The sequence below is a fragment of the Corynebacterium sp. MSK195 genome, from assembly GCF_030228885.1.
Lineage (GTDB): Bacteria > Actinomycetota > Actinomycetes > Mycobacteriales > Mycobacteriaceae > Corynebacterium.
Window position 1 is genome coordinate 198,690 of sequence record NZ_JASPGT010000003.1, and the last position, 12,292, is coordinate 210,981.

Sequence of the window (12,292 nt, forward strand, 5' to 3'; positions counted from 1 at the left end):
ATTACTCCCTCCCCCGATAGCTCATGAGTGCGGCCAGCTGATCTGGGTCTAGCTCGGTGAGCCAGCCCTCGCCTTCGCCCACCACGGCGCCGGCCAGCTGCGTCTTACCGTCCAAGATATCCTGGATGGATTCCTCCAGCGTACCTGCGGTGATCATCTTATACACCTGCACATTGCGGCGCTGGCCAATGCGGAAGGCACGGTCCGTCGCCTGGTTTTCCACCGCCGGGTTCCACCAGCGGTCCATGTGCACGACGATAGAGGCGGCCGTGAGGTTCAAGCCAGTGCCGCCCGCCTTGAGCGACAGGATCATCGCCGGCGGGCCGTTTTCGGACTGGAAATCTTCCACCATCTGGTCGCGCTTATTCTTGCTTACCCCGCCGTGGAGGAAAGGGATCTCCCGGCCGAGCTGGTCGCTTAGGTAAGGCTGCAAGATGTCACCAAAGGCCTTGTACTGGGTAAACACCAGGAGACGCTCGCCGGATTCGGTGGCCTCGTCCACGATGCGCATGAGCTCTTTGACCTTGCCGGAGCGGTGCTTTCCCTTGAGCGCCACCGGTGAGTTATCGCCTAGGTAGTGCGCGGGGTGATTACAAATCTGCTTGATGCGGGTCAGCGAGGCTAGCACGAGCCCGCGCTTATTGATGCCCGTCGCCTCCTGCAGGTCCTTTTTCACCTGGTTGACCAGTGCCTTATATAGGGCGGCCTGCTCGGTGGTCATGGATACGGTGAGGATCTGCTCGGACTTTTCCGGCAGGTCATCAATGATATTCGGGTCCGTCTTGACGCGGCGGAGGATAAACGGCGCGGTGAGCTGGCGCAGGCGCTCGGACATTTCCTCGTCATTATTGCGCTCGATGGCCTTAGCAAAGTGATTGCGGAAGAAGGAGGCGGTGCCCAGCACGCCGGGGTTGCAAAAGTCCAGGATGGAGCGCATCTCCGAGAGGCGATTTTCCACCGGGGTGCCGGTTAGCGCCACGCGGTGTTCCGAGGGCAGCGAGCGCACGGCCTTGGAGGAGCGCGTCGCGGAGTTCTTGATGGCCTGGGCCTCATCGAGGACTACGCGCTGCCAGCCGACTTCGCCCATGTCCTTAAAATCGCGGCCCACGGTGCCGTAGGTGGTAATCACGAGGTCGGATGTGGCGGCAGCCTGGGCGAAGTCCTCACCACGCGGGCGGCTGGGACCGTGCTGCACCATGACCTTGAAGTCTGGGACGAAGCGTTGGGCCTCGCGGGCCCAGTTGCCCACCACGGACGTTGGTGCCACCACAAGCGTGGGACCGGTCTGCTCACCGCGGTCCTTCTCTACCGCGAGGAGGGACAGTAGTTGGAGGGTTTTGCCGAGCCCCATGTCGTCGGCAAGCACTGCCCCTATGCCACTGCGCGACATCCAATACAGCCAGTCGACGCCGCGGCGCTGGTACTCGCGCAGCTCCGCGTGTACGGATGCGGGAATCTCCACGCGCTCTGGGGCAACCTTGTCCACCCCGCCGAGCAGCGCCGTGTGCCAGGTGCTGCCGGTGAACTCAATGGGCTCTTGGGTCATGGACTCCAGCGCCAGCTCGCGCAGCTCGGCGACGGTGACCTGCTCGTGCTCCTCACCGCCCTCGTTGAATTCTTGGCGGCGGCGCTCCACATCCGCCATCAGGGCTTCCCACCCTGGCTGGTCGAGCTGCTTGGCCATCTCCGCGGAGGCGGCTAGCTGCTCGAGCTCCTTCTTCTTGCGAGCTATGGCCTTCTCCCGCAGCGCGTCCATGTAGCCGGAGACTTGGGAGACGACCTGCTTATCGGCCATGACCCACTTGCCGCGCAGCTGGATGAGGCCGGACTTGGAATTGACCAGGTCCTCCATCTCTTCCTCGGTCAGCTCCACATCGCCCACGGACATGCGCCAGTTATAGTCCACCAGCTTATTCATGCCGATGTGCTTCTTCGTGGCGGCCTCGGCCGGATCGCGGGCCTCGTGGGTTTCCAGCTTGGCCTTAGTCTCCATCTGCGCCCATGCTTTGGGAAGCATGACGGTCACGCCGCTGGCTTTGAGCTTATCCGCCTCGTGGGTAATAAAGTGGGTGAGCTGGTGGGTTTCAAGGTAGACGTCCCAGTCGCCGTCGCCAGGCTGCGGCAGTTGCGCGGTCTCCCCCAGCGTGGGTGCGATGCGCACGGCTTTGCGGTGGGCCTCGCGCAGCTTTTCCACACTCGCCCTATCCAAACTCTGCGCCGACACCGGCCGCGGAGAATCCGTACCCGAGCGAACCCGCACGCGCACTGGCCACTTGGCCGTATCCGGGTCATCGTCAAGCGGCTCCTCCACGATGTAGACCAGCTGGAGCTCTACCTCGTAAATGGAGTTCTTCCACTCATTGAGCCCGCGCAGCAGCTGCGATCGCCCCCGTCGGATCGGCCGCGTATCGAGCAGGGCGCGAGCAAACTCGTGCCATGGCATCGGCCGCGGCGCCTCCGCCACGGGCCGCAGCTCGCGGAAGGCAATCCAGTGGGTGAGCTCATCGGCCATATCATCCGACAGCGCACGGTTATTCACGTGCAAGATGCCCGGCGCGGCCGCCATCATCTCCGCGAGCCAGCCGCGCTCGCCCAAGCCGGAGGCCAGCTGCCACATGGGGAACCACTCATTGGCCTGGTAAGCCAGCCGGAAGGTCACCCGCCCAGCGCGCACGAACTTGCACAGGCCGCTGTAGGCATGGATCAGCCACTGGAGGTCGGGGGCAATGGTGGCGGGCGGCTTGTGGTTCAGGTGCTCCATTTGGGCAAGCGCCGCCACGGCCTCTTCTGGGCCAAACATCGCCATCGGCACCATCAGGGAGACATCCTTGCCCTTGGGCGTACGCAGGGAAACCCGCGCCCGATTGCGGAAGGACTTTTTCCCCAAGATGGACTCCACCGCCGGCGGAAAGGTGCCCTCAGGAACAGCGTTGGGCATGACGATCTTGTGCCCTTCTACCTGTTCAATCCATAGACCTAGTCCCGTAACGGGGAGCCACAGTCCATGCACGAGGTAAGAAGCCATAGCCGCCAGCATAGCAGCCCATTTGATTTTGTTACACGCTCGTTATGTTCCGTTCTTTTCCCAGTTGAACGACAGAAAATCCAAACGGAGATCTGCGCCACACCTGTATTTTCGCTTGGGTTAACCTTGTGACCTCGTTAACGTAAGAATGTCCTTTACAAAATCTACAAGGAGCAAAACGTGCAAGAATCAACTTGGTACGTCATTGCGATGATCGTGTATCTCCTCGCAATGGCAGCCATTGGCTATTGGAGCTACAAGCAAACCGATCAATATGACGATTATGTTTTGGGCGGCCGTGGCCTGCACCCATTCGTAGCGGCACTGTCTGCCGGCGCCTCCGACATGTCCGGCTGGCTGCTCATGGGCTTGCCAGGCGCACTCTTCCTCTCCGGCATGTCCGAGCTATGGATGGCCATCGGCCTGCTCGTTGGCTGCTGGGCAAACTGGAAGTGGGTCGCGCCGCGCCTGCGCTCCTACTCGGAGATTGCGGCCAACTCAATTACCGTGCCGTCCTTCTTTGAAAACCGCCTGCACGATAAATCCCGTCTGCTGCGCATTATTTCCGCAGCCATCATCATCTTCTTCTTTACCTTCTACGTCTCCTCCGGCATGGTCTCCGGCGGCCGCTACTTTGAGTCCACCTTCGGTGGCGACTACCTCACCGGCATGCTTGTTATTGCAGCCGTGACCATCTTCTATACCTTCGTCGGCGGCTTCTTGGCGGTGTCCTACACGGACGTCGTCCAGGGCGTGCTTATGTTCGTCGCCTTGATGATCGTGCCAATTATGGCAATCGTCTCTCTCAGCGATCCTGCTTCCATCTTCTCTTTCGCAAGCAATAATGCCTACGGCACCGATGGCGTAGTGGAAAATGACAACTACTTCTCCATGTTCGCGGGCGTTTCCGCTGGCGTTATCATCGGCAACCTTGCCTGGGGCCTGGGCTACTTTGGCCAGCCGCACATCATCGTGCGTTTCATGGCGCTGCGCAAGCCTTCCGACGCCCGCCAGGGCCGCTTCTACGGCGTCACCTGGATGGGCCTATCCGTCATCGGCGCTATCTTCGTCGCCCTATCCGGTACCGTTTACTTCACCCAGACCGGCCACAGCATCACCGACCAGGAGAACTTCGAAACCATCTTCCTGGATATGGCGCAGGCCATGATGCACCCACTGCCCGCAGGCTTCGTCTTGACCGCGGTTCTGGCCGCCATTATGTCCACCATGTCGTCCCAGATGCTCGTCGTCTCTACTTCCCTCATCGAGGACCTCTTCCTCATCTTTGCTAAGAAGAAGCCAGGCGAGCAGGTCCTCATTAATCTCTCCCGCACCGCCATCGTCGCCATCGCGGTCATTGCCGCCCTGCTAGCAATCAACCCATCTGACTCCATTTTGGGTCTGGTTGGCTTCGCTTGGGCAGGCTTTGGTTCTGCCTTCGGACCGATCATCCTGCTCTCTCTGTACTGGAAGCGCCTCAACTCCGCCGGTGCCATTGCCGGCATGCTTACCGGTGCCATCGTTGCTATTGGCTGGGGCATGTCCCCGCTTTCCGACGTCCTCTACGAAATCGTCCCAGGCTTCTTCCTGGCCCTCATCGTGGCGGTTATTGTCTCCAAGCTCACGAAGGAGCCTAAGCCAGAGGTTGTTGCCGAATTCGAAGAGTCCACCAAGCTGGCCAAGCTCGTGGAAAATAACTCCAACCTCGACTTCGAGGAAGCCGCAGAAAAGGTCACCGATAAGTAATCGGAACCAACGCGGACTCCTCGCAGTCCAATAGGACATGAAGTCCTATTACCTGGCCGCGCTATCATGCATCACCGTCCTCATCGGTGCATGGTATGCGTGGCCTTTTCCGCGTTTTGACGTCACCACGCTCCCCTCCCGCCCCGAAGCCGCCGGCTACAACCGTGAAGACTTCGGCATCTGGCAACCCCATGGTGCCTGCACCACCCGCGAGGTCATTCTAGAAAGCCAATCCAGCGATCCCCTCCACGTCTGCCACGCCCGCAGCGGGACTCTGTATGACCCCTATAGTGACACCACCATTCCCGCTACCTCGCCTATTGAGATCGACCACATCTTTCCCCTCTCCGCGGCCTATGACCTTGGCGCGTCCGAGTGGGACCGCGAAACCAAGGTCCGCTTTGGCAACGATCCGCTCAATCTCGTAGCCACCAGCCGCGAGCTCAACCAAGAAAAGTCAGACTCCCTCCCTGCGGATTGGCTTCCTCCGGCCAATCGTTGCGACTATTCGCGCCGCCTCGCCGACATCGCCCGCAAGTACGCCCTTCCCCTCCCTTCCAAGGACGTGCGGGCGATGCAAAGGCAATGTCGGTTAGCCGTACTCACCGGAAATTGATTAGGGTTGACGTGGCAACTTTCCGCGATTGAAGGGTTCTTTCAATGACTTCTTTCCTTGTATTCCTCCACGTGGCCGCAGCCATTCTATTGATCGGCCCGGTATGCGTATCCACCTCTAGCTTCCAGACCCAAATGGCCAAGGCAGCACAAGGCGACCACGCGGCGCTCGGCTCCGCTCGCGCCCTGTATAACATCACCAATACCTACGGCTACATCTCTGCCATCGTGCCTATCCTCGGCCTCGGCGTATTCCTGTCCGATATTGACGCTTACAAGTCCGCGGTCAATTTCCACATCGCCATTTTGGTTGCCATCATTGCATGGTGCCTGCTCTTCTTCGTCATTCTGCCAAAGCAGAAGAAGGCAATGGCCGCCCTCGAGTCCACTGAATCCTTCGACTACGCGGCAGCAAAGAAGCCGCTGTCCGCATTCGGCGGCGTGTTCAACCTGCTGTGGATTGTCTGCCTTATCCTGATGTACGTCAACTTCTAAGTGGCCTTCTAGAAAGCCATTTACTCCTCTGGGACAGTGTCTTCACTGTCCCTTTTCTCGTTTTCTAGCTCTTCCTTCAGCTTTTGCGCATCCTCGTGCACATTTTGCCGACGCCGCTGCGTCGCCTGTGCCACAGTCTGCGCCCATCTCCGATTCTTCGGCGCGAGCGGTCCGCTGGCTTCGTCATAGACCCAAGTCGAGTCTTCAAAGAGCCAGACGACGTCCCCGCTAATCGGGTCTTTGATATAAAACGCCCGCCCATCAGTCTTAATGTTGTGGTGATGTTGACACAGGCAGGTCAAGTTCGCCGCCGAAGTAGGTCCTCCGTCAGCGAAATCATGCCGATGGTCCATCTGGGAAGCCATCGCCGGCCGCGTACATCCGGGCCACCGGCAGGTTCCATCGAGCCCTTCCACAAAGGCGCGAATATGCGGCGGCGTGACGTAGTTTCCGCTTTCATCTTCTGCGGCCTTCTCCATGTCGCGGACGGTCGTGGCCCGCGATTGCATGTCATCGGCAACCTCCGGTGAAACCCACCCCAAGCTTTGGACGAAGGCCGGAGCATCCGGCAGATCGCAGCGGTACATATTGAGCACCACCTTCGCCTTGGCTTCGGCCTCGCCGGTGAGCAACTCGACCGCAGCCTGAGCCAAGGAAATGTCCTTCTCCGTGGCCACACCGCGAATATTTCGGTCGATGATTTCGGCAGTCTCTAAGCCCACATCGAGGCAAACGGCGGCCCACTCCCCGCCCGTGGGCTCGAGGTGATAAGTCTCTTTGCGGCGCGGGTCGCGTGCGGCGATGGTCGGATCAAGGCGGACAATGAGTTCCCGCAGCTTTCGCCGCAGGTTGCGATGGGACGGTAATTTTTGGTTAGGGCGTTTGGGGGTGAGGTAGGTGGTTAATTCGGCGTCGATAAGCAGGCATTGTTCGGCGTCAACCTCGCCCAACTTGGACAGCGTCTGGTCGATGGTAATTAAGCGATCTAAATCTAAGTGGTAGTGCTCTTCCTGCCGGGCTTTAAGGCGCGGCAGCTCCTGTAATCGCTCAAAGGCGAAAATGATATTTCTAATTCGGGACTGCCGCGTTCCGGTGAGATCTGACAGTGATTGGCTAATTATTTCGATATCATCATCCGGGTCTGGATGCAGGCGCTTCCAGAGGAGGTATTCGGCCTTGCGGATGTCTGTTGCTGCTTGTGAGGTGGAATTTGCTGGATTGGTATTGGCAAAGTAGGGCGCATTCATGGACTTCCCCCGCAGAAGTTTCTCTAGAACATGTTTGCGCTTTCAGTATACAAAACCCCTCCGACACCCTACCCCCGTTTATAGTAAAAACGCAGGTCAAAGGGCACGAAAAAATGGGCCTCCGAAGAGGCCCATTGAGTCGAAATTGCTAATCGCGCCAGCGTCCACCGCGCTTGCGTCCGCCACCATGGTCACGGCGTGGCGGGCGGCCGGTGTCCTTTTGAATCTTGATCAGCTGGCCGGAAATGCGGGTATCCTTCAGGCGATCCAGCACCGCTGGGTCGAGGTTCTTTGGCAGGTCAACCAGGGTATGGCCCACCGCGATGGTGATGCGGCCGAAGTCCTTGGCTGACAATCCGCCTTCATTGGCGATGGCACCCACGATAGCTCCCGGGCGCACATTTTGCCGCTTGCCGACATCCAGTCGGTACGTCTCAAAGTCTCCGTCCGGCCGCTTGGGGCCGCGGCCCTTGCCGCCGCCCTTGAAATCACGCTTGCGATCGTCGCGGCGGTCGCGGTCTCGCTTCGGCTTAGGAAGCGGCTTGTCTTCCATCAGGAAGTTCTTGCCACCCTGCAGCATGACGGCGAGGGCTGCAGCAATGTCATCCATGGCCGCGTTATTGTCCTCGGAGTACTTGCGCACCAAGGTGCGGAAGAAATCCGCCTGCTTATTGTCCATGGAGTTGGTAATGGACTGCGCAAACTTTTCCTTGCGCTTTTCATTGACCTCATCGACGGACGGCAGTTCCATCTCTTCCAGGCGGGCGTTGGTCACGCGCTCGATGGAGCGCAACATGCGGCGCTCGCGCGGGGTGACAAACAAGATGGCTTCGCCGGAGCGTCCCGCGCGGCCAGTGCGGCCAATGCGGTGCACGTAGGACTCGGTATCGTTCGGGATATCGAAGTTGACCACGTGGGTGATGCGCTCAACGTCAAGGCCACGGGCGGCGACGTCGGTAGCCACGAGGATGTCTAGGCGGCCATCCTTAAGCTGATCGACGGTGCGCTCACGCTGCGCCTGGGCGATATCGCCGTTGATGGCGGCGGCGCTGAAACCACGGTCACGCAGGGTCTCAGCCACTTCTTCGGTCTCGTGCTTGGTGCGGCAGAAGACGATGATGGCGTCGTAATTGATGACCTCGAGGATGCGGGTGAAGGCATCCATCTTTGCCCGGTGCGGGATGAGGAGGAAGCGCTGCGTGATGTTGTCATTGGTGCGGCGCTCGGACTTCACCGTGACCTCGGCGGGGTTGTCGAGGTACTGCTTAGAAAGGCGCCGGATAGCGTTCGGCATGGTGGCCGAGAAAAGCGCCACCTGCTTGCGGTCCGGGGTGTCCTCCAGGATGCGCTCGACGTCTTCCTGGAAGCCCATGTTCAGCATCTCATCGGCCTCATCGAGGACGAGGAACTGCAGCTGGGACAGGTCCAGCGAGCCCTTCTCCAGGTGGTCGATGACGCGACCTGGGGTACCCACGATGACCTGGGCACCGCGGCGCAGACCGGACAGCTGAATGCCATAGGCTTGGCCGCCGTAGATAGGCAGCACCTCGACGCCCTTGAGAGACTCGGCGAAGGATTGGAAGGAGTCCGCCACCTGCAGGGCCAGCTCGCGGGTTGGAGCGAGCACGAGGGCCTGCGGATGGCGGGCTTTGGTGTCAATCTGCGACAAAACCGGCAGCGCAAAGGCTGCGGTCTTGCCGGTACCGGTCTGGGCAAGGCCGACAACGTCGCGGCCTTCCATCAAGATTGGGATGGTTTCTTCCTGAATGGGGGAAGGCTTGGTGAAGCCTACTTTCGCAACGGCCTCCAGAATTTTCTCTGGCAGGCCAAGATGCGCGAACCCCTGGGAGTTGTCGTTGGCTGAATCTTGGGACTCAGCGCCGGTGTCCTCAGAAGTATTCGCAGCCCTGGTGTCCTTGGTGACACCTTGCGAGTTGTCCTGAGATTCCGACTTATTAAAATCTTCCGGCTCGTTGACGCCGCCGGTGGCGTTATCGGTAATGCTCATTGCTTCACCAACCCTACGCGATTGCCGGCCCAAACTCCATTGCGCAGCTCCACGGCATACTTGGCCTAGGCTTCTTGCAATGTTCGATGTAGTTCTAGAGCAAAAAGGCCGCCGGCTAATTCAGATAGCGGCGGCCATTTGGAGGAACGCTATGCTCCCGCGACGAAAGTGCGGTAGCTCAGTGGCATGCCTGGGCGGTAGGCCAGGTGCACGGCGCTGGGTGCGTCGAGCACGTGCAGGTCCGCGGCGGCGCCCTCCACGATGGTGCCCTTAGCGGGGCGGCCCTGCGGGTCAAGGCCGTTGCCCACATTGTGGCGGCGCAGGGCGGTTGCTCCGCCGGTGGTGGCGGCGTGGATGGCCTCGTCGACAGAAAGGTGCTGCTGGAGGACCGCGGTGGTCACGCAGTAATTCATCGAGGAGGTATAGGACGTGCCGGGGTTGAGGTTGGAGGCGATGGCGAGGGTGGCGCCGGCGTCGAGAAGCGTGCGGCCCGGGGCGAGCGGCTCGCGGGTGGACAGGTCACAAGCCGGCAGCATGGTGGCCACGGTATCGGAATTAGCCAGCAGCTCTACGTCCTCGTCGCTGAGGTAGTTGACGTGGTCTACCGAGGCTGCGCCCAGTTCGACGGCGAGGGAAACGCCCGGCCCCTCGCCCAGCTGGTTGCCGTGCACGCGCAGGCCCAGGCCCAACTTTTTACCGGCCTCCAGCACGCGGCGGGATTGTTCCTCGTTGAAGGCGCCGCGCTCACAGAAGACGTCGATCCACTGCACGTAGGGAGCGACGCCCTCGAGCATGGGGCCAACGACCTCGTCGAGGTACTCCTCCGCATCTGCTCCCGGCGGGACCAGGTGCGCGCCCAAGAAGGTCACGTCATCGACGTGGCGGGAGGCTACCTTGGCGGCCTCCACCTCGGACTCGGTATTGAGGCCGTAGCCCGTCTTGGTCTCGAAGGTGGTGGTACCACCGCGGCGGCCGGCGGCCACGCGGTCCGTCACCAGCTTGTCCAGGCGGTCGGTGCCAGCCTGGCGGGTGGCATCCATGGTCACCGCGATGCCGCCTGCCTCGTAGGAGCCGCCGGAAATGCGAGCCTCGAATTCGGCGGAGCGGTCACCGTCAAAGACCATATGGGTGTGCGAATCTACCCAGCCGGGCAGGACGGCGCGGCCCCCCAAGTCCACCTTCTCGTCGGCCGCCGGCGCCTCGGAGGCTGGGCCGACCCAGGCGATGGTGCCGGATTGGGCGATAATGGCGGCGTCGTTAAGCGTGCCACGCTCGCTGACCGTACGGAGTTCTGAAATGCCGGTAAAAAGTGTGCTCATCTAGTCCCTTGCCTTGAATTCCATCGGAATGCGGACGCCGCGCTCGTCGGCGACCTCCTTCGCGCGAGTGTAGCCGGAATCGACGTGGCGGATAACGCCCATGCCCGGGTCATTGGTGAGCACCGCGCGCAGCTTGGCCGCGGCGAGCTCGGTACCGTCAGCAACGGTGACCTGGCCGGCGTGGATGGAGCGACCCATGCCCACGCCACCGCCGTGGTGGAGGGAAACCCAGGTCGCGCCAGAAGATACGGCTGTCATGGCATTGAGCAGCGGCCAGTCAGCCACGGCATCGGTGCCATCGAGCATGGCCTCGGTTTCGCGGTACGGGGAGGCCACGGAACCAGAATCCAGGTGGTCACGGCCGATGACGATCGGCGCCTTGATCTTGCCCTCGCGCACCAGGTCATTAAAGAGCAGGCCGGCCTTGTGGCGCTCGTTGTAGCCCAGCCAGCAAATGCGAGCCGGCAGACCCTCAAACTCGACGTACTCCTCGGCGGCGTCGAGCCAGTTGTGCAGGTGCTCATTGTCCGGGAAGAGCTCCTTGAGTGCTTGGTCGGTGACCTTGATGTCCTCCGGGTCACCGGAAAGCGCGGCCCAGCGGAAGGGGCCCAGGCCCTCGCAAAAGAGCGGGCGGATATAGGCCGGAACGAAGCCCGGGAACTCGAAGGCGCGCTGGTAGCCGGCCTTGCGGGCCTCATCGCGGATGGAGTTGCCGTAGTCGAAGACCTCGGCACCCTCATCCTGGAACTCGACCATGGCCTGGACCTGGGCTGCCATGGATTCGCGAGCCTTCTTGGTAAAGGTGGTCGGATCCGCCTTGGCCTCGTTGTGCCAGTCTTCCATGGTGATTTCAGAAGGCAGGTAGGACAGCGGGTCATGTGCGGAGGTCTGGTCTGTGACGATGTCTACGGTAAATTCCCCGGCGCGCTGGCGGCGCAGGATCTCCGGGAAGACTTCAGCGGCGTTGCCCACAAGACCGACGGACAGGGCCTTCTTGTTTTCCTTGGCGTCCAGGACCAGCTTGAGGGCCTCGTCGAGGTCGGTGACAACCTCATCCAGGTAGCGCTTGTGCTGGCGACGCTTCAGGCGGGTCTCGTCCACGTCCACGATGAGGCAGGCGCCGCCGTTGAGGGTAACGGACAGCGGCTGTGCGCCGCCCATGCCGCCGCAGCCACCGGTCAGGGTGAAGGTGCCGGCCAGGCTGCCGCCGAAGCGCTTCTTCGCCACGGCAGCGAAGGTCTCGAAGGTGCCCTGCAGGATGCCCTGGGTGGCGATGTAGATCCAGGAGCCAGCCGTCATCTGGCCGTACATCATGAGGCCCTCGTCCTCGAGCTTGCGGAAGTGCTCCCAGTTAGCCCAGTCTCCCACGAGGTTGGAGTTAGCGATGAGCACGCGCGGTGCCCACTCGTTGGTCTTCCAGATGCCCACCGGCTTGCCGGACTGCACCAGCAGGGTCTCATCGGACTCGAGGTCCTTGAGGGATTCAACAATGGCGTCGAAGGCTTCCCAGCTGCGTGCTGCGCGGCCGGTGCCGCCATAGACCACAAGGTCCTCGGGGCGCTCGGCAACCTCGGGGTCGAGGTTATTCATGAGCATGCGCAGGGGCGCTTCGGTCTGCCAGGACTTGGCGGACAGTTCGGTTCCGCGCGGCGCGCGTACTTCGCGTGGTTGAGACATGGGCTTCCTTTCGTCGTGCTTGTTCGACGCCTTCCCAAGCCCCCTAGGCCGGTGTCCCGGGGCTGTCCCCGAGGACTTGTTCAGCGTCACATGTCACAAGGTACTGTGACCTAACCCTGTGTACCATGCCACACAAACCCCAACTGTCTCGTATATGAGA

The 12,292-nt window shown here is 61.1% G+C and carries 8 protein-coding genes; 3 read left to right on the forward strand and 5 right to left on the reverse strand.

Features of this window, described 5'->3' with window-relative positions:
- Position 1: 1 nt before the first annotated feature.
- On the reverse strand, positions 2 to 3,025 hold the full coding sequence (locus QP909_RS04495) for a DEAD/DEAH box helicase (protein ID WP_502868561.1): 3,024 nt from the start codon (positions 3,023 to 3,025) through the stop codon (positions 2 to 4).
- Positions 3,026 to 3,205: 180 nt separating this feature from the next.
- Here QP909_RS04495 and putP point away from each other — a divergent pair, with 180 nt between their 5' ends.
- Genes putP through QP909_RS04510 form a run of 3 tightly spaced genes read left to right on the forward strand, consistent with a single transcriptional unit; the run spans position 3,206 to position 5,881 of the window.
- Entirely contained in the window at positions 3,206 to 4,771 is a 1,566-nt protein-coding gene (putP, locus tag QP909_RS04500; RefSeq protein WP_284766309.1) for a sodium/proline symporter PutP, read from the forward strand.
- A gap of 37 nt (positions 4,772 to 4,808) precedes the next feature.
- Positions 4,809 to 5,387 carry an HNH endonuclease family protein gene (locus tag QP909_RS04505; protein WP_284766310.1) on the forward strand — a complete coding sequence of 193 codons (579 nt, stop codon included), beginning with the start codon at positions 4,809 to 4,811 and terminating at the stop codon, positions 5,385 to 5,387.
- Positions 5,388 to 5,431: 44 nt separating this feature from the next.
- Positions 5,432 to 5,881 (forward strand): DUF2269 domain-containing protein, encoded by a 450-nt coding sequence (locus QP909_RS04510; protein ID WP_284766311.1) that lies wholly within the window; start codon positions 5,432 to 5,434, stop codon positions 5,879 to 5,881.
- A gap of 20 nt (positions 5,882 to 5,901) precedes the next feature.
- Here QP909_RS04510 and QP909_RS04515 read toward each other — a convergent pair whose 3' ends face one another.
- The 4 genes from QP909_RS04515 to hutU form a co-directional block, all read right to left on the reverse strand.
- Positions 5,902 to 7,128, reverse strand: coding sequence for an HNH endonuclease signature motif containing protein (locus tag QP909_RS04515; protein ID WP_284766312.1), 1,227 nt, complete (start codon positions 7,126 to 7,128; stop codon positions 5,902 to 5,904).
- Between the two features lie 148 nt (positions 7,129 to 7,276).
- Complete coding sequence (locus tag QP909_RS04520; protein WP_239235734.1) at positions 7,277 to 9,136, reverse strand: DEAD/DEAH box helicase; 1,860 nt, start codon at positions 9,134 to 9,136, stop codon at positions 7,277 to 7,279.
- Positions 9,137 to 9,285: 149 nt separating this feature from the next.
- The gene (hutI, locus tag QP909_RS04525; RefSeq protein ID WP_284766313.1) at positions 9,286 to 10,455 is read right to left on the reverse strand and encodes an imidazolonepropionase; all 1,170 of its coding nucleotides are present in this window, start codon (positions 10,453 to 10,455) and stop codon (positions 9,286 to 9,288) included.
- Positions 10,456 to 12,132, reverse strand: coding sequence for a urocanate hydratase (gene hutU, locus QP909_RS04530; RefSeq protein ID WP_284596961.1), 1,677 nt, complete (start codon positions 12,130 to 12,132; stop codon positions 10,456 to 10,458).
- Positions 12,133 to 12,292 lie beyond the last annotated feature (160 nt).